The 24190-nt window shown below is 39.5% G+C and carries 21 protein-coding genes; 5 read left to right on the top strand and 16 right to left on the bottom strand.

All coding sequences use genetic code 11. The features are described from left to right. Positions 1-96 precede the first annotated feature (96 nt). From ACFO3D_RS14930 to ACFO3D_RS14910, 5 genes are all read right to left on the bottom strand, one after another. Entirely contained in the window at positions 97-672 is a 576-nt protein-coding gene (locus ACFO3D_RS14930; RefSeq protein WP_390297744.1) for a GNAT family N-acetyltransferase, read from the bottom strand. A 313-nt stretch (positions 673-985) separates the two neighbouring features. Continuing rightward, entirely contained in the window at positions 986-1159 is a 174-nt protein-coding gene (locus tag ACFO3D_RS14925; RefSeq protein ID WP_390297741.1) for a DUF5320 domain-containing protein, read from the bottom strand. Between the two features lie 179 nt (positions 1160-1338). Continuing rightward, positions 1339-1785, bottom strand: coding sequence for a GNAT family N-acetyltransferase (locus tag ACFO3D_RS14920; RefSeq protein WP_390297738.1), 447 nt, complete (start codon positions 1783-1785; stop codon positions 1339-1341). A 141-nt stretch (positions 1786-1926) separates the two neighbouring features. After that, positions 1927-2496: a DUF2812 domain-containing protein gene (locus ACFO3D_RS14915; RefSeq protein WP_390297735.1), complete on the bottom strand. Its 570-nt coding sequence runs from the start codon at positions 2494-2496 to the stop codon at positions 1927-1929. Beyond that, positions 2483-2800 (bottom strand): PadR family transcriptional regulator, encoded by a 318-nt coding sequence (locus tag ACFO3D_RS14910; RefSeq protein ID WP_390297732.1) that lies wholly within the window; start codon positions 2798-2800, stop codon positions 2483-2485. Before ACFO3D_RS14910 ends, ACFO3D_RS14915 begins: the two co-directional genes overlap by 14 nt. A 959-nt stretch (positions 2801-3759) precedes the next feature. On the opposite strand from ACFO3D_RS14910, the gene ACFO3D_RS14905 reads away from it, so the two are divergent. From ACFO3D_RS14905 to ACFO3D_RS14885, 5 genes are all read left to right on the top strand, one after another. Next, positions 3760-4503, top strand: coding sequence for an SDR family NAD(P)-dependent oxidoreductase (locus ACFO3D_RS14905; RefSeq protein ID WP_390297729.1), 744 nt, complete (start codon positions 3760-3762; stop codon positions 4501-4503). Positions 4504-4661: 158 nt separating this feature from the next. Next, on the top strand, positions 4662-5399 hold the full coding sequence (locus tag ACFO3D_RS14900) for an SDR family NAD(P)-dependent oxidoreductase (RefSeq protein ID WP_390297727.1): 738 nt from the start codon (positions 4662-4664) through the stop codon (positions 5397-5399). 41 nt (positions 5400-5440) lie between these two features. Then, on the top strand, positions 5441-6211 hold the full coding sequence (locus tag ACFO3D_RS14895; protein ID WP_390297724.1) for an SDR family NAD(P)-dependent oxidoreductase: 771 nt from the start codon (positions 5441-5443) through the stop codon (positions 6209-6211). 1338 nt (positions 6212-7549) lie between these two features. Beyond that, on the top strand, positions 7550-8404 hold the full coding sequence (locus ACFO3D_RS14890; RefSeq protein ID WP_390297721.1) for a glycerophosphodiester phosphodiesterase: 855 nt from the start codon (positions 7550-7552) through the stop codon (positions 8402-8404). Between the two features lie 23 nt (positions 8405-8427). Next, positions 8428-9369: a metallophosphoesterase gene (locus tag ACFO3D_RS14885; RefSeq protein ID WP_390297718.1), complete on the top strand. Its 942-nt coding sequence runs from the start codon at positions 8428-8430 to the stop codon at positions 9367-9369. Positions 9370-9580: 211 nt separating this feature from the next. Here the strand turns inward: ACFO3D_RS14885 and rlmD are convergent, their stop codons facing one another. The 11 genes from rlmD to ligA all read right to left on the bottom strand — a co-directional run bounded on the left by rlmD (position 9581) and on the right by ligA (position 24190). Then, entirely contained in the window at positions 9581-10957 is a 1377-nt protein-coding gene (gene rlmD, locus ACFO3D_RS14880; protein ID WP_390297715.1) for a 23S rRNA (uracil(1939)-C(5))-methyltransferase RlmD, read from the bottom strand. A gap of 111 nt (positions 10958-11068) precedes the next feature. Then, a complete protein-coding gene (locus tag ACFO3D_RS14875; protein ID WP_390297712.1) occupies positions 11069-11977 on the bottom strand; it encodes a diacylglycerol kinase in 909 nt (302 codons plus the stop codon). Positions 11978-12124: 147 nt separating this feature from the next. Further along, positions 12125-13555 carry an Asp-tRNA(Asn)/Glu-tRNA(Gln) amidotransferase subunit GatB gene (gatB, locus tag ACFO3D_RS14870; RefSeq protein WP_390297709.1) on the bottom strand — a complete coding sequence of 477 codons (1431 nt, stop codon included), beginning with the start codon at positions 13553-13555 and terminating at the stop codon, positions 12125-12127. Continuing rightward, positions 13555-15021, bottom strand: coding sequence for an Asp-tRNA(Asn)/Glu-tRNA(Gln) amidotransferase subunit GatA (gatA, locus tag ACFO3D_RS14865; RefSeq protein WP_390297706.1), 1467 nt, complete (start codon positions 15019-15021; stop codon positions 13555-13557). Before gatA ends, gatB begins: the two co-directional genes overlap by 1 nt. A 12-nt stretch (positions 15022-15033) precedes the next feature. Continuing rightward, a complete protein-coding gene (gene gatC / locus ACFO3D_RS14860; RefSeq protein ID WP_390297703.1) occupies positions 15034-15324 on the bottom strand; it encodes an Asp-tRNA(Asn)/Glu-tRNA(Gln) amidotransferase subunit GatC in 291 nt (96 codons plus the stop codon). A 185-nt stretch (positions 15325-15509) separates the two neighbouring features. After that, entirely contained in the window at positions 15510-17030 is a 1521-nt protein-coding gene (gene putP, locus ACFO3D_RS14855; protein WP_390297700.1) for a sodium/proline symporter PutP, read from the bottom strand. 545 nt (positions 17031-17575) lie between these two features. Next, entirely contained in the window at positions 17576-17710 is a 135-nt protein-coding gene (locus tag ACFO3D_RS14850; RefSeq protein WP_390297697.1) for a hypothetical protein, read from the bottom strand. A gap of 13 nt (positions 17711-17723) precedes the next feature. Continuing rightward, positions 17724-18989, bottom strand: a complete 1266-nt coding sequence (locus tag ACFO3D_RS14845; protein ID WP_390297694.1) for a helix-turn-helix domain-containing protein — start codon at positions 18987-18989, stop codon at positions 17724-17726. A gap of 234 nt (positions 18990-19223) precedes the next feature. After that, entirely contained in the window at positions 19224-20771 is a 1548-nt protein-coding gene (gene pruA, locus ACFO3D_RS14840; protein WP_390297691.1) for an L-glutamate gamma-semialdehyde dehydrogenase, read from the bottom strand. Positions 20772-20911: 140 nt separating this feature from the next. Then, positions 20912-22183, bottom strand: coding sequence for a CamS family sex pheromone protein (locus ACFO3D_RS14835; RefSeq protein WP_390297688.1), 1272 nt, complete (start codon positions 22181-22183; stop codon positions 20912-20914). A gap of 3 nt (positions 22184-22186) precedes the next feature. Then, complete coding sequence (gene ligA, locus ACFO3D_RS14830; RefSeq protein WP_390297685.1) at positions 22187-24190, bottom strand: NAD-dependent DNA ligase LigA; 2004 nt, start codon at positions 24188-24190, stop codon at positions 22187-22189.

Below are 24190 nucleotides of genomic sequence, written 5' to 3'. Positions count from 1 at the left end.
AGTTGAATACCGAACTCAATCCAGCCAATCAGCTGCATAATAAACTCTAACTTTTGGGGGTAACCACCCTTACTGGTTTGCTCTCTTACTTATTGTTTAAACCAATGCATCTTCCCAATCTTTTCTTAGCAAACCCATAACAAGAATATCATGATTCTTGCCAAACCTAAAAAGCTCTTCTCTTAAAGTACCTTCCAATTGAAATCCACATTTTTCATAAGAGGCAATAGCTCTTTTGTTATAACCGAACACTTGAAGTTTCACTTTATTTACATTCATATAATTAAAAATAAAGTCAAGCAAAACTTTCATTGCATCTGTTCCATAACCTTTTCCTTGATAGTCAGGACCAATAGAGATTCCAACATGACAGGTACCATTGTTCCAGTTAACTAAGTAAACAGCGATAGTTCCGATGAATACTTTTTCATCTTTAAGTTCAATAGCAAACATGTAGTCATCTTTCTCAGAACTAATCTCACCCAGAAACTTCTCATGATCTGCATCAGTTGGCGGGAATGGAATACCATCGTTCATTAGTAGACGACTTTCCATCACGTCCTCAACGTTAGAATAGCTCTCGTAATCCTCTTTTGTAATTTTGCGTAGAGTTACTTTATTACCCGTTAAAAAACCCTTTATATACTTCTTGATCAACTTAGATTCCCCCATTTTTTCAGGGATCGCAGTAAAGGGGTTATTTTTACTGTACCCCTGTAACGTTTTGTTCTTTTATACTTGTAAAAACGTCTACTGCAATGCTCGATAACATAGGCCAATCTCCCTTTTTTTGTGATAATTCAAATATAGGCTGTATTAATGTAATTAGTCAACTTCTATCAGTTTCACATGTTAACCTTTACTCTACAATCTGTCGATTGCGGCATAGCCAAATCAAGGTACCTAAGCTAACGCACCAGTTTCTTTAATAAGCTAAAAACTCCTATTGGTTGTTATTATGGAATTAAACCTAAGTTACATCTACTTACTTTTTAACTTTTTCCAGTTCTTCTTCTAATTGTTCAATTCTTTCCTTTAACTCTCTTTTAGACTCATTTTTAGATTGCGTGTATTTTACTATGAGGAATATCCCAACAATAAAAGCAATAAAAATTATCAAATTCAATATTATTATAATTATGGGCATAAAATCTGCCATAGTGATTTCTCCTCCTTTCATTTTTAGCTCTAAAAATTCATTGATTTTTATTATAAATTATTAAATATAACTGCCAATTAGTGAAAAAGCGTTCCTGACCCTGCTGCAGAAACGGCACCCGATTGATGAAAATCATTCGTTTGTATTTTTATGTAATAATCTAACTCGTCAAACGACACTTAACCCTTTTCCCATTCCATTAAAAATTCTTCCTCGGAAGTCTCTTCATCTAATGTTTCTTCTTTTATTACAAAGCCATTTTTCAAATAGAAATCAACGGCTTTGTTATTTTTCTTATACACTTTTAATTGTATATTTTCCCTTTGTCTTTTTATAAAATCTAACAATCCTTTTCCATATCCTCCACCTTGATACTTAATATCTATAAATAATGCAGCCAAATAATTATTCATCATCGATACGAAGCCGACAACCTCTTTTTCATTACTTACAACATAGGTTTCAGACATTAGGATATACTTTTCTTCCATCTCCGTTTGCTGTGATTCCCAATAATTCTTATCAATAAAGTCGTGTGCTATTAAAGAACCTTCATACCATATTTCTACTAATTTATTGACTTCTGTTTTCTTGTTTGATCTAATATTCACCTTATCATCCCTCACATATAAATCTCATTGCTTTATTCAATTAAATGGCCCTATTACGGCACATGTTTATTCGGTTATCGTGCCCGATTGTGGTAGATACATTATCCTCAATTACTTCTCTGGATTAAAAAAGTTCATACTTAAATCCCTAGCATATTATTTTTCTTTTAACATTGAATACTTTCGATAAGCCCTATAGAAACTGCTGCCAAAGAAAACAACCATAAGTACGGGAAGAGACCTCAAAAGGACAAATGGCGTTTCAAATAAAAGTGCCTTCCAAAACAATGAACCTTTCATACTCCAAAGACCTTCAGTTAAATATAATCCCGAATCCTTGTAAATCGAATAAGAAAAAAACAAACACAGCATACCCAACCAAAATGAATACCCCATTAATCTTTTATAATAATTACCCTTTGATTGGCGGTCCGAGAAGATTTCATTTTGATCATTATCTTCTTTTTGCCAATACTGTTTTCCACCCAGCCGGCACCCCACTATATGGGTCCAACCAAAATCTTCATATATCGCTTTGTATTCCTTGAACTTTTTCTTTGGTAAATAATCTTGATAATCAAGTCGCATAACATATCTATTGTCCGTTTTTTTGAAAGTGTATATCCCCAACCCACTAATATTTGTACAGCAATAGCCCTTTTGCAGTTGCTCGTTCAGCCATTGTTCTTCTTTTTCAATATCAAAAAACATGTTAAACATCTTCATTTGAATCATCCCTTCCATACAAGGATAAAATATGCGATAGCCTTTCTTGTTCCATTTTCAAAATGGCGCTTCCTTCCGCAGTTATCATATAAATTTTTCTCCGGCCCGAATTTCCAACAGGTTCAATCCAACCATGCTTATTCAAGTTTTCAATTGCACCGTATAATGTACCAGCCGCTAAACTAACAGTACCATTACTTATTTTTTCTATCTTCTGCATTACGGCATAGCCATGAAGTGGTTCACGCAACGCCAATAAAATATAATGCATGGTTTCAGACAATGGCAATAATTTATGTTTCATGCTCTCACCCTCTATCCAGTTCAACTATATAGTCTGACTTTATAATAATATAATACAGTTCAACTGAATAGTCAACAGCATTTTTAAAGATTAATCGAAGAAACTTAAAATAAAAACTTTATAAAAAAGCAAAAGTTTAATCCAAAAAAGTCGATTTCCATTACGCGGGAAAATCGACTTTTTTTTGTGTTAATCTTATTCAATTAAATGGCCCTTTTCATGATCAGCGACCATTTGCAGTCTAATTACATGTTTCTCCCACGAATTGTTCAAATGTTATCGTTAGAAGTTTCCGAACTTGTCAAAAGCTGATCCGATATCATGATTAAACACGAATGGTTAGAATAACCGCCTGGAATAAAAGGTCGTTAAAAATTAGCGAAGAACAAACAAAAAAAGCTGACAAAGTCACCTTTTAAATTATTCAGTTAAAATCGAGACTGACAAACAAACCCGAAATAGTTCCAACAAATAATCTTCCATAAAATAGCCCTATACAAAAAGACGCGTTTAAGACAAACGCGCCCGTTTGTTGAATTAGAATTGGATTATTAGCACAATCATCTTTATGTACTAACTTTTCAAAGACTCCAAAACACCGATACCTTAGAATTATAAATCTTGCCCCCCTTTAGCAAAAATCCTCCTAAATAAATTTTATCAAAAATTAATTTATTGAACCATCATGCTGAAAAATCTAAAAAAGTTATTCATTATTATGATCCAACAAAATTCATAATAATTCAGTATAATCCTTACTTAATACGACATATTAGTTCAATGTAAACTAAATTTACAGGAATGATCGAAGTGTTTAGAAAATAATATTATCCTTATTTCGAGATTCTTTAATTGAAAACATTTAACGAAAGATGTACTATTAACTTGTTCACAAATTGTCCACAGTAGATGTACATAATGTGAAAATAAATTTGAAATTTTGAAAGGAGAAATTCAGAATGGGTAAACTAGATGGTAAAGTAGTAATCGTTACAGGGGCAGCACAAGGTATGGGTGCTATGCATGTTCGTAAATTCGTGGAAGAAGGCGCAAAAGTAGCGATCACAGATCTTAACTTTGAAGGTGCACAAAAACTAGCCGATGAATTAGGAGAAAACGCAATCGCTCTTAAATTAGATGTTGCTAGTGAAGATAACTGGGTAGAAGTTGTAGCAAAAACAGAAGAAACATTTGGTCCTATCAATGTGTTAGTAAACAACGCAGGAATTGGTATCTTCAAAACATTAGAAGAACTAACTGTAAAAGACTTTGAATTAACATTTAAAGTAGACGAGCTTGGCGTATTTTTAGGAATGCAAAAAGTGCTTCCTTCGATGAAAAGAGCAGGCGTAGGTTCTATTGTTAACATTTCCTCTGTAGATGGTTTGGTAAGTGCGCCAACGGCTATTGCTTATAGTGCTTCTAAACATGCTGTAACTGGTATGACTAAAGGTGCTGCTACTGAGCTTGGACAATATAACATCCGAGTAAATTCTGTACATCCAGGAATTATCAAAACACCTATGGCTGACCAACCAGATGTTGAAGAATATCTTAGACAACTTGAACAAGATATTCCACTAAGAAGAAGAGCAGAAGTAGAAGAAGTATCTAATTTAGTTGTATACCTTGCTTCTGATGATTCTAGCTACTCTACTGGAGCGCAATTTGTTGTTGATGGCGGAATGATTTCAGATTTATAAGTTTTAACTGAAGAAATACAATTTACTTCTAAGTTTGAACATGTTTCGGGTTCAATATAATTATGAAAAATATATGTAGATATAATTCAACATAAAGTTTTGTAATTTTCAAATCGGTGATCTTTTATAACCCATTAATCGAGAGAGGATGTATGAACATGAGCAAACTACAAGATAAAGTAGCTGTCATAACTGGAGGGGTTTCTGGTATCGGTGCTGCAACAGCACGTTTGTTTGCTTCAGAAGGAGCAAAATTAGTTTTAGTAGATTTTAATGAAGAAAAAGGGGCAGCTTTTGAAGCTGAACTAAAATCTGAAGGCTATGAAGTTGTTTTTGTAAAAGCTGATGTAACGAGTGAAGAAGATGTTAAAAATATTTATGAGACAGCATTAAAAACATTCGGCAAAGTTGATATTCTATTCAACAATGCTGGTATCGGTGCTGTAAAACCAACAGAAGAATTAACTTATGCTGAATGGAGAAGAACAGTAGAAGTTGACTTAGATGGCGTATTCTTAGTGGCACAAGGCGCAATTAAAGAATTCTTGAAAGCAGGCAGCGGTGTTATTGTTAATACTGCTTCTATGTACGGATGGGTTGGCTCACCTGGTAGTGCAGCATACAACGCAGCAAAAGCTGGGGTTATTAACTTAACTCGTTCCCTAGGTTTAGAGTACGCTACTCGCAATATTCGTGTAAACGCACTATGTCCTGGCTTTATCGAAACTCCAATCCTTGGGGAAACAGATAGAGATTATCTAACAAATGCAACACCAATGAAACGTCTAGGTAAGGCAGAAGAAATGGCAAAGGCCGTCTTATTCATGGCTAGTGATGATTCTAGCTTCATGACTGGTAACAGCCTAGTTGTTGATGGTGGATATACAGCACAATAGTTATTATTAGCGGAAATTTCAGAAAAAAGGAGTTTTTTAAAATGAATTTTGATGATAAAGTAATCATTGTTACAGGTGCAGCAGGCGGTATCGGGAAAGAAGTCGTACGAAAATTAGCTAATGCTCAAGCGAAAGTTGTATTAGTTGATTTAAACGAAGACGCAATCAAAGCCGTTAAAACTGAGCTTGGTTTAACAGAAGAAAATAGCTTAGCAGTAAAAGTAGATGTTTCTAATGAAGAAAGTGTTAAGAATTATGTAGATCAAACAATGTCTAAATTTGGTCGCATTGATGGCTTTGTAAATAACGCAGGGGTTGAAGGTCCAGCTAAACCACTTGAAGAAATTACAGAAAAAGAATTTGACTTCGTTTATGGAATTAACGTAAAAGGCGTACTTTTCGGTCTTAAATACGTATTGCCAATTATGAAAGCACAAAAATCCGGTGCCATCGTCAATACTTCATCAGTAGCTGGTTTAATTGGTTCTCCTAGCATGGTATTATATAACTCATCTAAACACGCTGTGATGGGTATTAATAAAGTTGCATCTTTAGAAGCAGCCGCATATAATGTCCGTGTTAACACAGTTAACCCAGGTGTAATTAATACACAAATGATGCGTAAAATTGAATCAAACGTTGCGCCAGATGCAGCAGAAGCAGCACAAGCAGCTTATAACGAAGCAGTACCAATGAAACGCTACGGTGAACCTGAAGAAGTAGCTAACGTAATTGCGTTTTTACTTTCTGACGAAGCTTCTTATGTAAGCTCATCTTCATTCACTGTAGATGGCGCTTTATACAACGTGTAATTAAACGAATAACTAGCACATGAGCGGTTCTATAAGGACCCTTCGAGGTAAAAATCCTCCAAAATGAAACCGCACGAATGTTGATATGACAGCATTCGTGCATTTTGCTTTTCTTATCAGCTTTTGGGACAGCTCCCTAAATTGATTATGAGGTACAAGATTTAACTTATTTTAACTAACCCCCCTTAAGTTACTTTATATACAAGCTCAACAATCTCCTCTAAATTTTATATATTTAATTTTCTTTAAAGGTTCTATTCAAGAAATGACCTCATTGCTAACCAAAGCTAAAACATTTCTTCTACCAACCTGCTAGTTAGTTTTTAAGTATATTTCTTCACAATAGCACTCTCATTTTAACATGAATATCCAACCATCTTACTCGACAATATGGCCCGTTCGTATTGCAGAAGACTGTTCTAATTGAAAATCAGTCAAATTTGTATAACAACCATAACATTTTTGATTCCCAAAATTATGTTTTTTATCTTTATTCACCTGAAGGTTTGAAGTGGTAAACAGTCTGTCATTCAATGGTAAAAACTATGGCGAGGTTGGTACATTTCTGTGGCCGTAATCAATTAGTATTCATGACATCATTATACATCTTTTCTAACTGTTCATTACTTAATTTTGTATTCCCCGTAAATTCTAAGCCGTTGTATTCATACAAATGCTCGGAGCTTTTTTCCTTTGCAAATCTTTCAACTGGCGGTCATAAATTGAGCGTTCGCAATGTCAAAGGGAGAAAAACGATGTGCATAACGTATACAAATAGCCAACTATTGTTTGGAGGATGGAAAGAAGTATCAGAAGACAACTGATATTTACGAGGTCCTCCCTTTATAATGACAAAACTTTATTCCAACTCCGAAAAAACAGTGAAGAAACAGGTGAAAAAAAGGCTTATAGGAAAAAATCGAGAAAAGATAGATAGGTAGGACAAGGGATTACATGAAAAAGACCCCGAATTCGCCAAATGTTTATCTTCACGAAAACAGGGTCGGATTAGCAAATGTTTATTTTCACAGCCAAGAGTTTATTTTAGTTAGATACTTTTTTTTCGAGCCTCACACAGCACTCCACGTGCGTAGAGTGCTGACCGTAGAAAAAAATACTTAATAAAATGTAGCGGTGTTTACCTTAAATTGAAATAAAATTATAATACCCTGATAATAATTGCGCAAATGATACCAGGCAATGGTTCTTTATTCGCCTATTTTTCAGCTTGCGACAATATGCCCAAAATTCATTACAGTCTTTTTGCAATCTATTAATTAGCGCTTTATATTCACTATCTACAATTGAGTTATCAAATTGAAAGGAGTGGTAGTTGATATGAAGCGTTTCTTTTTTATTCTCTCTTTAATGTGCATTCTGATGGCTAGTTTCGCAGTTCCAGTATTTGCGACGGAAAAGGAAGGCTCAATCACCAAGCAAGAGCAGCAACAGATAATTAATGTAGCCCACCGAGGAGCATCTGCACATGCACCGGAGAACACTATGGCAGCATTCCAAAAAGCGGTTGAAATGAAGTCAGATTACATCGAAATCGATGTACAAATGACAGAAGATGAAGAATTAGTGGTTATTCACGACACCACGGTAGATCGCACAACAAACGGTACTGGCGCAGTTGGTGATTTGACCCTAGAAGAAATTCGTATGTTGGATGCCGGCAGTTGGTTTAGTGAAGAATTTGCTGGAGAAAAAATTCCCACATTTGAAGAAGTACTTGATGCCTTTCGTGGAAAAGTAGGAATTTTAATCGAACTAAAATCACCAGGGCTTTATCCTGGTATCGAGGAAGAAGTAGCAGAAACATTAAAGGAACGCAATATGGATCGGGCCAATAATGAAAAGATTATTATCCAATCCTTTAATCATGAATCTATGAAACAATCCAAAGCGCTTTTACCAGAAATTCCTCATGGCGTACTAGCAGGAACTAGCTGGGCAGACGTAACCGATGAGCAATTAGCGGCGTTCGCAACATATGCCGATTATTTTAATCCCAATCAGAACATTGTAACACTAGAGTTAGTCAATCGCGTTCATGTAGCAGGAATGCAAATGATGCCATATACATCAAGATCACAAGAACAAGCCGATCGGCTGTTTCACTTAGGTGTAGATGGAATTATCACGGACTATCCAGAGCATGTGTATAATCACCCAGTTAAAAACAACTAATGAAATTAGGAAGGGAATGAATCATGTTTCCTTCAAAAAAAGTACTTACTAGTAAATTAATTGGTTTTGTAGCCTCTGTTGGACTCGCCGCGCCACTGGTTGCCACCACTCCAGCAGCATCCGTATACGCCAATGGCACCGAACAGCCAAAACTGGAATTTGGAGTTATACCTGATGTACAGTATTGTGATTGTGAAGTTAATGGTACACGCTATTACCGCGACTCTGTTACCAAGCTAATTGACGCATCTCAAACATTAAATCAAGAGAATGTCGATTTTACTGTACAGCTTGGCGACCTTATTGATCGAGATGTAAAGAGTTTCTCTACGATTCTACCAATTTTCAACATAATTGAAGGTCCCAAATATCATGTACTCGGTAACCACGATTTTCCTGTAAAGACGGACGAAGTAATTGACATTCTTGGGATGAAAAACCAATATTATGATTTTAAGTACAAGAATTGGCGCTTTGTTGTTCTTGATACAAATGATCTAAGTTTCTACGCAAATCCAAAAGAATCTGAGAAATACGAAGAGGCCGAGGAAATGTATAGTGATTTAGTAGAAAGTAATGCCATCAATGCGAAAACATGGAACGGTGGTATAAGCACTGAACAGTTAACTTGGCTTCAAACTGTACTAGGTAAAGCGGCAAAACGAAATGAAAAAGTAGTTGTCTTTGGACACATGCCAGTCTATCCAGAAAATATACACAATGTTTGGAATGCCGAAGAAATGATAGATGTGCTGGAGGCTAATGACAATGTCGTTGCCTATTTTAACGGACATAACCATGCTGGCAACTATGGCGCACAAAATGGTATTCACTACGTCAACCTACAAGGTATGGTAGAAACCGAAGACGCCACCGCCTACTCTATTATTCGCATCTATAAAAACCGCTTAGAAATCGATGGCTACGGCCGCGAATCAAGTCGAGTATTGGAGATTCAAGAGTAAAGGTAAAGAGAGGTGAACGGGGACTGACCTCGAGGGTCAGACCCTTAACCTAAAAGACGGGTAATGAGATAAACTCGCCCGAGAGTTGAAGAAATTTTAGTTTATTATTACGTGTCTACGTAACAATCTAAGGCAATAGTTAATTGAAAAAATTGAAATTAAAGCAGATGGGACTCCGAGAATCTTTTATAGATTTCTCGAGCCCAACTGCTTAATCTTTCACCCTTTTTATCAATGCTACACATTCAACGTGGCCAGTCTGCGGGAACATATCTACCGGCTGGAGTTCCTGTGTTGAAAAGCCTCCGTCTTCCAGTATACGAAGGTCGCGTGCCAGTGTGGACGGATTACAGGATACGTAGACAATCCGCTTCGGCTGCATATCAATCATGGCTTTAAGTAATTCCTCATCACAGCCTTTTCTTGGTGGATCGACAACAATTACGTCCGGGTCCAAGCCCTGTGCTTTCCACCATGGCATAACCTTTTCAGCTTGGCCGACAAAGAATTCAGCATTGGTGATACCATTCAACTTGGCGTTCTTTTTTGCATCACTGATTGCTTCCGGGACGACTTCCACACCGTATACTTTTTTTGCCTTTTGTGCCAGAAACAGTGAGATTGTTCCAATTCCGCAGTACGCATCAATTACCGTATCTTTGCTGTCAATCTCCGCATACTCCAGTGCTTTATCATATAAAGTCTTAGTCTGAGTAGGGTTAACCTGGTAAAAGGACTTTGCTGAAATTGCGAATGTTGTATCACCGATTTTATCGTGGATATATTCATCGCCCCAAATCACCTTTGTTTTATCCCCCATGATTACATTGGTACGTTTAGCGTTTATATTGTGAACGACTGATTTAATATGCGGAAATGCCTTTGTTAGTTCTTGAACAAGCTCCTCCTGATGCGGCAGTTTCTCTGTTCTCGTCACGAGTACAACCATAATATCTTTTGTTTCTTCGCCTGTCCGCACCATAATATGCCTTAGTACACCTTTATGGACTTCCTCATTGTATGCCCTGATCCCAAGCCTGTTTGCAATATCTCTGACTTTCTTTACAACATCATTAATCACTTCATTATGTGTCGTGCAGGTCTCTGTATTCTCAATAATCCTGTGGCTCCGCTTCTGATAAAAGCCTGTAATCAGCCTGCCGTTCTTTTCGCCAACCGGGATCTGAACCTTATTCCTATAATGCAATGGGTTGTCCATCCCAATAATCGGGTGAACAGGGACATCTTCAAGATGAGCAATTTTTTTCATAGCATTCTTAACCTGATTTTGCTTCATTTCAAGTTGCAGTTTATAACTCATATGCTGAAGGCCGCAGCCATTACACTGGGTATGACAGACGGGGTCAATCCTCTCCGGGCTATGCTTGGTCAGTTCAAGTAGTTTGCCAAAGCCGAAGTTCTTGTTTACTTTGACAACTTTAACGCTCCCCTCTTCACCTGGTAAAGCGTTTGGGACAAATAATGGATAACCGTTTATTTTACCGACACCATTCCCTTCATGGGTTAGATCCTCAAAGGTCAGATTAATTGTTTCATTTTTTTTCACCGGTGCTGTTTGTTTTCCCATTGGTACCTTCCTTTACGTCCGTTTATGTGTTTATCATCTTATCATATCTTCTGTACAAAATTGAATTTAAATCAATCAACCTTACTGTCTGCAAAAAAAGAAGACTGCTCATCAGCAATCTTCTTTTTCTAAAAACTTGTCGGATACAAACATTTCAATGTGCTGCTGTAGATTTTGAAACTCTCCCGGCATTAATCCACCGAATTCTCCGTCAATATTCAGCTGCATTTTTTCGTCAGTACTTACTTTTACATTCTTTGTCTTTGCGTATATCACATGGCTGTCCTCCAGATGAGCACCGCGTAGTGCGAGGCTTGCCACCCGGATGAATTCAGCCAGATTCATCTTTTTCAAAATAAGCAAATCAAAGTAACCATCATCCAGTTTAGCGTCCGGTGCCAGCTTCTCAAAACCACCAACCGAATTGGTATTGGACACGAGGAAAAGCATGATATCATCGTCTACTACATTTCCGTCATACTCAATCTTTGCTCGGATTGGTTTTAAGGAAGGCAGCATTTCCATACCCTTCATATAATACGCAAGTTGGCCAAGCATTGTTTTCAGTTTGCTTGGAACCTCATATGTCAGCTCGGTCAGCTTTCCGCCACCAGCGATATTCATAAAGTACTGATCATTGACTCTGCCGATATCAAGAAGCCGTGTCTCATCCGAAAGAATGACATCGACAGCCTTTTTTATATCACGCGGAATACACAATGCCCTGGCAAAATCGTTGGTTGTACCAACGGGGATAACGCCAAATTTAGGACGATATTCCTGCTCTGCCAGTCCGTTTATCACTTCATTTATTGTTCCATCGCCACCTGCAGCTACCACCACATCATAGCGACGCTCTACTGCAACCCTTGCTGCATTTATTGCATCACCCTCACACGTGGTCGCATGGGCTGAGGCTTCGTAGCCGGCCGTTTCAAACCACATTAATACATTCGCCAAATCGCGTTTGAACGATTCCCGGCCGGATGTTGGATTATATATTATTCGGGCTCGCTTCATAGTGTCTCCTCCCGCATTGCCTTACATCATAATTTCTTTTTTTATACATCAACGTATATCATAGCCCTTTTTTACCGATTTGAAAAGGGCTTAACGCAAAAATATAGACTACTGTCCCGAACGGGGCAGTAGTCTATATGAAACATTTTATCGTTTGTCCAGTTCGGCGGCAAGGATTTTGTTGACCATAGGAGGGTTTGCCTGTCCTTTGGTCGCTTTCATAACCTGACCGACAAGGAAACCTTTTGCACGGTCTTTTCCGTTCTTATAATCGATGATTGATTGTTCATTCTCATCAAGGATCTTGGTAATGATTTCTGTCAGCTGACCTTCATCAGAAATTTGCACAAGTCCCTTTTCCTTCACGATTTTTTCAGGTTCCCCACCATTTTCCACCAACTCTGCAAAGACTTTCTTGGCGATTTTGGATGATATGGTTCCGTCCTCAATCAGCTTAATCATTTTTGACAGTGATTCTGGTGTAATTGCCACCTGATGCAGCTCTTTATTATGTTTGTTCAGGTATCCTGAAACCTCACCCATCAGCCAGTTCGATGCCTGCTTAATGTCAGCACCATTATCTACTGTTTCCTGGAAAAAATCTGCCATTTCTTTGGAGCTGGTCAGTACCCCTGCATCATATTCTGGTAACCCAAGCTCATTCACATAACGTTCTTTCCGCACATCAGGCAATTCAGGGATTTCCTTACGAATTCGCTCTTTCCAAGCTTCATCAATATAAAGCGGAACAAGGTCGGGTTCCGGGAAATAACGGTAGTCATCGGATCCTTCTTTCACCCGCATCAGGATAGTCTCTTTTGTTTTTTCATCGTAACGGCGGGTTTCCTGAAGGATTTCCCCACCAGATAAAAGAACTTTTTCCTGACGTTTCTCTTCAAATTCGAGTCCTTTTTGGACAAAGTTGAAGGAGTTAAGGTTCTTCAACTCCGTCTTAGTACCAAACGCTTCCTGGCCAATTGGACGGATAGAAAGGTTTGCATCGCATCTTAGTGAGCCTTCTTCCATCTTACAGTCCGAAACGCCTGTATATTGAATAATGTTCTTCAGTTTTTCAAGATAGGCATATGCTTCTTCTGGTGAACTCATATCTGGTTCGGACACTATTTCAATTAATGGAGTACCCTGACGATTAAAATCGACAAGTGAATAGCCGTCATCCATATGATTTAACTTACCGGCATCTTCCTCGAGATGAAGACGGGTAATTCCAATTCGCTTCTTTTGCCCGTTTACCTCGATCTCAATCCAGCCGTTCTCACCAATTGGCTTGTCAAACTGGGAAATCTGATATGCTTTCGGGTTATCCGGATAGAAATAGTTTTTCCGGTCAAATTTGGTGTCAGTCGCAACTTCACAGTTCAGCGCCATGGCGGCTTTCATTGCAAAGTTCACTGCTTCCTCGTTTAAAACCGGCAGTACACCCGGGTAACCAAGGTCAATTGGGTTAACATTGGAGTTTGGTTCGTCGCCAAACGCGTTTGGGCTTGGGCTGAATATCTTAGAGTTTGTTTTTAATTCAACGTGCACTTCAAGTCCGATAATAGTTTCGAAATTCATTAGTTGGCACCTCCTAGCTGAGGTCGTTTTGTATGGTGATCGGTTGCCTGTTCATACGCATAGGCAGCACGGTATACAGTACTTTCGTCAAAGTGCTTCCCTATAATCTGGAGTCCAATCGGGAGACCGTCGCTGGAAAATCCGCATGGTACGGAAATCCCTGGTACCCCAGCCAGGTTTACTGGAATTGTCAAGATATCATTTGCGTACATTGTCAGTGGATCATCCACTTTTTCACCAACTTTAAAAGCAGGTGTCGGAGTAGTCGGTCCTATTACCACATCATAGTCTTCAAATATTTTGTCAAAGTCATTTTTAATCAATGTACGGACTTTTTGTGCCTTTTTATAATATGCATCGTAGTAACCGGAACTCAGTGCGAAGGTACCCAACATAATCCGCCGTTTAACTTCTTCACCGAAACCTTCACTGCGCGACATCTTAAACATATCAATCATGTTTTCTGCTTTTTCGGAGCGAACGCCATAACGCACACCATCAAAGCGAGCAAGGTTTGCGGAAGCTTCTGATGAAGCCAGCAGATAATAGGTCGCTACTGCATATTTGGAATGCGGTAAGGATACCTCTTCCCATTCAGCCCCGAGTGACTTGTAGACTTCAAGTGCATTCATTACAGATTCTTTTACCGCCGGGTCAACACCTTCAGCCAAATATTCTTTTGGAACAGCGATTTTTAGACCTTTCACATCGTTTGTAAGTGCTTCCGTGTAGTTTGGCACGTCTACATTGGCGCTTGTAGAATCCATGCTGTCGTGGCCTGCAATAACTTCCAGTACGCGTGCATTGTCTTCCACATTACGAGTGATGGGGCCAATTTGGTCAAGTGATGATGCAAATGCCACCAGTCCAAAACGGGAAACCCGTCCATATGTAGGCTTCAGTCCAACTACACCACAGAAAGCGGCAGGCTGACGAATGGAGCCTCCTGTATCGGATCCTAGGGAGAATAACACCTCTCCTGCTGCAACTGCAGCTGCTGAACCACCACTTGATCCTCCAGGTACATAATCGGTATTCCACGGGTTACGCGTTGGTGTGTAGCTTGAGTTTTCATTTGATGAACCCATAGCAAATTCGTCCATGTTCAGTTTTCCTATTGTTACAGTGTCAGCAGCGTTAAGTTTGCCTACCACTGTCGCATTGTAGAGGGGGTCCTCAAAATTCTTTAAAAACTGACTGCCGCAAGTGGTGCGAAGCGCTTTGGTTACAATGTTGTCCTTAACACCACTTGGCATCCCGAAAAGACTTGCTGATTTATCATCTGCGTCATCAAGTTCTTTTGCCCTGGAGCGTGCATTTTCTTCATCAAGCGTCAGAAAAGCTTTTACCTTGTCATCGACTTCGTTGATCCGTTCATACGAGGTGTTAACCAGATCTTCAACGGTAATTTCTTTATTATGTAACATTTCCTCTAGTTCTTTAATGGTATGGTCAAATAATGACATGTCGTTTCCTCCCTACTCCAATATGGACGGTACACGGAAATGGCCATCCTGCTTATCTGGAGCATTCTTCAATGCTTCCTCTTTTGATATCCATTCCTTTGGCTTGTCCTCGCGCATAATATTTTTAAGATCAAGCACGTGCGTTGTTGGCTCTACATTCTCGGTATCCAGTTCGTTTAATTGTTCTGCATAATCAATAATGGAGCTAAGCTGGCTTGTAAACATATCAGCTTCTTCCTCGGTAATTGCCAGTCTTGCCAGATGGGCAACATGTTTTACTTGGTCTTTTGAAATATCTGCCATAAATGACACCTCCGTTAAAGTTATATGTTATCCCTTTTTTATTTAAGTTTATTTGTTTAGAGACTTATCTCATATAAATTCTATTTAATAATACCACTATTGATAATAGCAGAAATCGCAGTTCATAAGCAAATAAACGAAAAAACCACTTCTCTCCGATGGGAGGGAAGTGGTTGATAGCAATACTATAGTTTTGATTGTGAAACGGTTTCGTCAAATTCAGCTTCTATCTCTGCGGATGGTTTACCAAATATACTAATCAGAACAGTTACAATCAGGTTAAGGAAGAATCCTGGAACGATTTCGTATAAATCAAAGATTCCGCCCGACAGGAAGTCTCCCCAAATAATAACAGTCACTGCACCAACGATGATACCGGCTAGTGCACCGTTACGGGTAATTCCTTTCCAGAACAACGATAGAATAATGACAGGTCCGAATGCTGCACCGAAGCCGGCCCAGGCATACCCTACGAGCGCCAATACGGAACTATCCGGATTTGTCGCAATCAAAGTTGCAATTAGAGCGATTGCGATTGTTGCAAGCCGGCCAATCCATACAAGCTCTTTATCACTTGCTTGTTTACGGAATATTGCTTTATAGAAGTCTTCGGCAAGTGCTGAAGAAGATACAAGCAACTGTGAGTCAATTGTACTCATGATTGCTGATAAAATTGCAGCCAGAAGTACTCCGGCAACTAAAGGATGGAATAATAGCTGCGAGAATGCAATAAAGATTTTCTCTGGGTCCTCAAGCATTTGTATTCCGTTTTCCGTGATGACATTAATTCCGAACTGACTTAACAGCCCAACATCCTGTGTACTGATGAATGCCAGTCCAACAAAACCGGTGAACACTGCACCATAAAGTCCAAGCACCATCCATGTTGTACCAATAAAACGTGCCTTTGGAACATCCTTCGCCGACCGCAGCGCCATGAAACGGACGATAATATGCGGCTGGCCAAAGTAACCAAGCCCCCAGGCTACTGAGGATATAATTGCCAAAATGCCCACGCCTTCAACCATGTTAAGGTGTGATGGATTAATCTGTCCTACTGCATCAACAGCAGTATCCCAGCCACCCATCTCACTGATTGCAACAATCGGCACTATAATAAGGGCGAGAAACATTAGAATACCTTGAATAAAGTCGGTCCATGAAACCGCTAGGAATCCACCAAGAAGTGTATAAGATACAACAACCAGTGAACCTATCCATAATGCAGATGTGTAGGATAAACCAAATGATGCTTCAAATAGTTTCGCTCCTGCCACCATTCCTGATGAAGTATAAAAGGTGAAGAATAACAAGATGACTAAAGCGGAAATAACCCGTAGTACGTGAGATGTATCTTTAAAACGATTTTCTAGAAAATCCGGCACTGTTACCGAATCATTGGCAACTTCTGTATACACCCGCAGACGTTTCGCAACGAACTGCCAGTTTAAATACGCACCAATAGACAGCCCGATGGCCATCCATGCTGAGGACATCCCACTGGCATAAATCGCGCCCGGCAGCCCCATCAATAGCCAACCACTCATATCAGAAGCACCAGCACTTAATGCTGCAACCCCAGGACCCAGTGTACGACCGCCCAACACATAATCAGATAAATTGTTCGTCCGGAAATACATGAAAAGACCAATTGCAAGCATACCTGCTAAATAAACTATAAACGTAATTAGTGTTTCAGTACCCATCTATTTCTTCCTCCCTTCTGTAAAAAGTGTAATGATCGACAATAAAATTAATATTGGCATGGGTATAAATAACCACGCCCATGTTGCACCCGAAATAGCATATTCTACTTCGTTCATTGGCGCACTCCCCTTTCAGAAAATTATCAATTGAGCTACATTTAAATAATAGCACAAGTATAATCATTCCATATACTATTTGTTTTGACAACAGCGTCAGGTTAATTCTAAAGTTTTAGATTTTTTAAAAATCTGCTCAATCGGTTGATGTGTTAGGTCTGCTTGAGTATTTCAAAATGTGAAATAATTTATTTACTCCAAGTTTCGGACAGGTATAATGAAAGAGATAAATTCCATTTTATGGATATAAGTGTTTTTTTTGGTAGTGCTAAAGGAGTTGTATAACCATAGCTTTTCGAATATTATTTCCGAATTTACACAAAAAAAAGCCTGAAACAGTTTCCACACTTTTTCAGGCAAAGACATTTATCGTAATAGGGTAAAAAAATTACTGCGTCAAACATGAAATTGAATGTATTTCCATTAACTTAGAAAAGGGTATTGCCGACAGAAAGTACTGTAGGTTCTCTGTCCATCGCAGTATCTGCAGGGCCGTCTTGCGCCACAGCAAATCCAGCAACCAAAAGAGTGCCTAAAGCAAAAGTAGCCATTAGCTTTTTCATTTTATCCCCTCCTTTAAATCACAGCAATCTGTTCATACGCCAGATTAGCCATTTTATAATATTTTGCTGCATCTTTATATTTTTTAAATTGCTCATAATGTTTAGCAAGCAAATTAGCATAAACAACAATATTTGCGTAATCCTTATGTTGCTTCAGATACGGTATAAAATTGTCTATCAATAAAACTTCCAGTTTATCATGGTCCTTATTTAACGAATAATGATACGTATGGATTACATAATAGAATAATTTGAATTCATTCTTATCGGAGAACTGATCAATCATAGTTAAGCCATAATCTATTACCTTCCTGGCTTCCTCATAATTGGATATTTCATTATATTCTTTTATCAATGAAGAAATGGCTGCCAGTCTTTCAACCAAATCTACTTCTTCATCATAAATTATTTCTCTATAATGCTTAATAGCTTCTTTAGACTCTCCCTTAGTAGAGTACAAATAACCTAAATTCTGATTAGTTAATTGTATAAGTTGTCTATTCTTATTTAACTCTCCTAAATGAAGTGCCAGATGGAAGTGTTTTATAGCTTTATCATACATTCTAATTCGTCTGAAAGATATTCCTAATAGATTATGACATTGTGCACACCTCACAAAATTATATTGCTTTCTGAAAGTATCAATGGCCTTCTCTGCATAATCAATAGCTTCCAGTGTATTTCTTAATTTACTGTGAGTTACTGCAATGACATACTGAATATCTGCTACAGCGTCTTCCGATAAATCTAGTTGGTTTAATTTTTCCTCGGCTAGTTTATACATTCTTAATGCTTGGTTAAATTCACTCGTCAATGAACTATAATTCCCTTTGAATTTATACCAGTAAAATGAATGTAAACTGTCAAAGGTTCCAGACATTTCAGCAAGTTTATTAACCTGGTTTAATGCCTCTTCCATTTCACCTATAACCAGAAAGTACCTTACTTTGTGAATCTCAAACATCACAAGACTGTCAGAATGGTGTTCATACATCAAATCGTTTAGTTCCTGATAGCGCTTGATGATCTCTTCCTTGTCATTCACGTCAAAAAGCATATCATACCATTCCTGGCATTTCCTTCTGATCGTCTCATCAGTTTCGTTATTAAGCTGAATTCCAAGCCGTGTGCACAACAGGCTAATCACGTTTGGGCTTGCCTCAGTTTTCTGATTTTCTATTTTGGATAGGTAAGCATATGAAACAATTCCCTCAGCCAGCTCTGCCTGTGTCATTTCCTGTTTAATTCGGTGCAGTTTGATATAGGGCCCTATTTCCATCTTTATACCCACCTTGCCAGCTGAATTTTTAGTATACCTAATAATATTTCTATATTTATATAATAACATATTTTAAGATAATTCATATTGGGAAAGTTGCAAGGGTTTTACAGTGATTAAGCGTTCAAAAACTTAACAACTTTCCTGATTTGAGGAAAGTCAGACAAAAAAAGACCTTTTTTACAGCTATTTGTGTAAAAAAGGTCTTTTTCAGCATATTCTGCGACTATTTTCTTAGAACATTTCGGAAGTTGTTTTTCCTTGCATATGATGAATCAGGTAATCTGGACCACCGGCTTTTGAATCGGTGCCTGACATATTGAAACCGCCGAATGGCTGGTAACCAACAATAGCAGCTGTACAGCCACGGTTGAAGTAAAGGTTACCAACATGGAAATCTTCACGGGCTTTTTCTTGGTGTACACGGTTATTAGTAATAACTGCGCCAGTCAGCCCATATTCAGTATTGTTGGCAATCTCAATTGCATGGTCAAAGCTTTTAGCTTTCGTTAAACCTACTACAGGACCGAAAATTTCTTCCTGCATAATGCGAGCTTCCGGATCTACATCACCGAAAACGGTAGGATTTACAAACCAGCCTTTGCTGTCATCGCCCTCACCACCGGCAAGAAGTTCGCCTTCCTTTTTACCGATTTCAACGTAGCTTAGAATTTTGTCGTAGGCTCCCTGGTCAATAACAGGGCCCATAAAATGTTTGTTGGAAGCAGGATCACCCACAGATAATTCTTTTGTCAGCTCAACAACACGGTCTTTTACCTGGTCGTAAACATCTTCATGAATTACTGCACGTGAACAAGCTGAACATTTCTGTCCGGAGAATCCAAATGCAGATTGAACGATTGATTGTGCAGCAAGTTCCAGATCTGCTTCATTATCAACCACAATAGTATCTTTACCACCCATTTCAATGATGGTGCGCTTCAACCATTTCTGACCCGAATGTACTTTTGCAGCTCGTTCAAAGATACGGGTTCCGACATCGCGTGACCCTGTGAAGCTGACGAAGCGGGTACGTGGATGGTCTACAAGATAGTCGCCGACTTCACTGCCTGATCCAGGTATGTAATTAATTACACCAGCAGGAAGACCAGCTTCTTCAAGTACTTCCATAAATTTATATGCTATAACTGGAGTGGCACTTGCTGGTTTAAGTAATACGGTATTACCGGTAACCATAGCGGCAACTGTTGTTCCAGCCATTATTGCAAACAGGAAGTTCCATGGTGAAATAACCACTCCAACACCTAACGGAATATAGTGGAACTGGTTATATTCGATTGGACGACTGTTTATTTCAGAACCATCCTTGAATTGAAGCATCTGACGACCATAGTATTCCATAAAGTCGATAGCTTCCGCTGTATCAGCATCTGCTTCCTTCCAAGGTTTACCGCCCTCTTTTACAAGATGTGCAGTGAACTCATGTCGACGTCTGCGTACAATCGCAGCTGCACGGAAAAGAACATCGGCGCGAAACTTAGGATCGGATTTTCTCCAGGTTTCAAAGGTTGAGTCCGCAACCTTCATTGCTTGTTCAGCGAGCTCCTGATTAGCCTTGGATACATATCCGACAACCTCTTCCTTATTGGCTGGGTTGACCGATACAATCTTGTCTTCAGTAGTAATCCGCTCGCCATTAATAATCAGCGGATACTCCTTCCCAAGGTCGGCTTCCACCTTTTTCAGTGCTTGGTGCATTTCTTTCTGGTTTGCTTCTAGTGTGAAATCTGTAAAAGGCTCGTGTTTGTAGGGTACTACCATGAAATAACCTCCTTAGAATTAGATATTTACTCCATGTGTGCGGTTTCATATAACTGCATAAAAAAGGGATGGAGTATTTCCATCCCTCATTCTACCCCATTACCACTAACACTGCAAAGAAACGATTCTGTAAGATTTTGCTAGTTGAAAATGCGTACGGTAGGCTCATTTTTTCCTGCCTCACGGTAAATGACACTCTCCATTTTTTTGGTGGACTTGACCTTTATTTCAAGGTCAAAGTAGTTCGGGAACATTTCTTTGACTAACCCATAAGCATATTGGGTAAACCCGATTACTTCACCCTTTCCGTAAAACTCGATCGGTATTTCCAATGTTAGTTTTTGGAGTTCTTCATTAATATAAAATCCTTCCCCGATCACGCCAACATAGTTTGGAAAGAATTCCTCAATTTTTGCTGCGAAGTTCTGAATGAGTTGCTGATCATCATAGTATTTTTTCTCGGCCTCATCAGAAGGAAATAAAATATAATCCTGCTTGACCTCTTCCCATTCATCAATGGACATGTCGCCGCCTTTAACGCTTGTTTTAACGACGTAGTTCCCAGGTACCGGAGATCCTTGATCTTCTTCTCTGTAAATGGCAATCATAACAGGGACCTTGCTAAGCCCCTCCATTTTCCGGATACGTTCCAGGACTGTCTGGGCTATCTTTTTCCCTTTTTGGACCATGACATCCTTTGGAATGTTGTGGTAATAGCTTGGCCCACCTTGTTGTGTTTGGAAGGAATAGACAGACTTCATCGCTATGCCAATCGACATGCCAGCCAAATCTACCGAATTATCTTCATTCTTTTTCAAAAAGTTTTGTTCCAGAATGTGAGAGAGGTACTTTGGACTGCTTTTATGCTGTTCCTTCGTATTTTTGTATTCCTCCCACGGGTGCTCAATCGTTGGATTAAGTGCCAGTGAGTTTTCATGTCTGATTTCTTCTTTCAATGATTCGATTGCACTTTCCCTTGCACCTGGATTGTTAGACTTATAGGTAGCAACCTGTTCATTGATTACCTCCTGAAGCTGTTCCTTTGTCAGTTCACGTTCCAGCCAGTCATACATCATATCTTCTTCAAGATATTGACCTTCTTCGAAAAAATAAGTTTTCGGGTCGAAATAATCCTTTGATAGACGCCGCAACCCCGCCTCCATCTCGTCAATATCCACACGGTTCCCCATTTGGTTTACAATGACACCACGTGAGGCACTTGGACGATACGGCAAGATTGTGCGGTAATTCTCCTCGGAAGAAACATTACTTGTCACAATTGCTGTCTGCTGTTTTGTTTCATCATCGTTGTTTTTAACAACTTCTTCTTCTTTGTTCATGTTGGGTGTACAGGCTGCCAGTAGCAGAAGGATTCCCAGCAGGCAAAGCCTAATTTTTTTCAAAATCCCCACTCCTTAATTATCTAAAACTTCTCTAAGCTGCTCTTCATTCCAAACGGTAATGCCAAGTTCCTCTGCTTTATCCAGCTTGGAACCTGCATCTTCCCCGGCGACAACAATATCAGTTTTCTTACTAACGCTTCCAGTTACTTTACCACCTAATGTTTCAATTGCACCTTTAGCGTCTGTCCGGGACATAGCTTCCATTTTCCCCGTGAGAACTACGGTCTTCCCAGCTAACGGGGAATCTGCTGCGATGTCTTGCTTCTTTGGTCCTTTGTATTCCATGTTCAGACCTAGGTCTCTCAGTTCATTCAACAAATCTATAACTTTCTCTTCCTCAAAATACCGAACAATGGAATCGGCCATTACTTCGCCCATTTCATTAATGGCGATTATATCACCAAAGGTTGCATGCTGGAGATATTCCATTGTTTCAAAGTGTGCAGCCAACGTTTTCGCTGCTTTAGAACCGACAAACCTGATGCCAAGACCAAAAATCAGCCGCTCAAGTGAATTCTCCTTAGAGGCCGCAATAGAATTCAGCAAATTATCAACGGACTTCTCACCCATCCGCTCCAACTGAAGCAGTTCTTCACGCTTCAATCGATATAAGTCTGCGATGGTTTTGATCAACTGTTCCTGGAAAAGCTGGATGACTACTTTTTCCCCAAGGCCGTCTATATTCATTGCATTTCTTGAAACGAAATGAATCAGTCCTTCTTTCAATTGCGCAGGACAATTCGGGTTGATACATCTCAGCGCAACTTCTTCCTCCAGGCGGACAAGTTCACTTCCGCATGCAGGGCACTCGTCAGGCATGAAGAATTCTTTTTCCTCACCGGTGCGTTTTTCTTCGACAACCCGGACAACTTCCGGAATAATATCGCCAGCCTTTTTAATGACCACCGTATCACCTAAACGGATGTCCTTTTCCCGGATAAGGTCCTCATTATGAAGAGAAGCACGCTTTACTGTCGTTCCAGCTACCTGAACAGGGGCCAGAAGGGCTGTTGGTGTGATAACCCCCGTACGACCTACACTCAGCTCAATATCCCGTAAAGTAGTGAGTGCTTCCTCGGCGGGAAACTTGTACGCGATTGCCCAGCGTGGACTTTTAGCGGTATAGCCGAGTTCTTCCTGCTGGTCCAGATTATCAACTTTTATCACAATTCCGTCGATTTCGTAATTCAGGTTCGGGCGTTCGGCTTCCCAGTATTCAACATACTCGATAACTTCTTCGATTGTGGCGCATTTTTTCCACTCGGGATTGGTTTTAAATCCAAGTTCCTTCATGTATTCAAGCCGCTCACTGTGTGACTCTAAAGTACCAGCTTCCCATTCACCGACTCCGTACAGGAAAATGTCCAGGTTACGACTTGCAGCAATCTTTGGGTCTAGCTGTCTTAATGACCCTGCTGCAGCGTTACGCGGGTTAGCAAAAGGTTCGTCATCATTTTTCAGACGATCCTCGTTAAGCGCCAGAAATGATTTATGTGGCATATACGCTTCGCCACGCACTTCAATCGTGTCTGTTTCTTTTATAGAAAGTGGGATACTACGGATTGTCCGCAAGTTGCTCGTGATGTCTTCCCCTATGGTACCGTCCCCACGGGTTGCACCACGGACGAACTTACCGTCTTCATATGTCAGGGAAACGGCCAGACCATCGATTTTCAGCTCACAGACAAACGTAACAGCTCCATCTGCGCCCTGTGTAGCCCTCTTTGCAAAATCGCGGAGGTCGTCCGCATTAAAAGCATTTCCGAGACTAAGCATTGGGACGTTGTGCTGCACCTTTTGAAAGGCGTCGAGAGGCTCAGCACCAACTCGCTGTGTCGGTGAATCAGGAGTGATCAAATCCGGAAACTCTTCCTCAATTTTACGGAGCTCCTGCATTCGTTTATTGTATTCAGCGTCAGGGACACTTGGTTTATCGAGTACATGATATTCGTAATTATATTGGTTAAGCAGATCTGTCAATTCCTTGATTTTTTGCTGTGCTTGTTGTTTATCCAA

The organism is Virgibacillus kekensis, from assembly GCF_042654125.1.
Taxonomy (GTDB): Bacteria; Bacillota; Bacilli; order Bacillales; family Amphibacillaceae; genus Lentibacillus; species Lentibacillus kekensis.
Note: the sequence above shows the minus strand (reverse complement) of the source record. Positions and strands in the feature narration are given on the sequence as shown.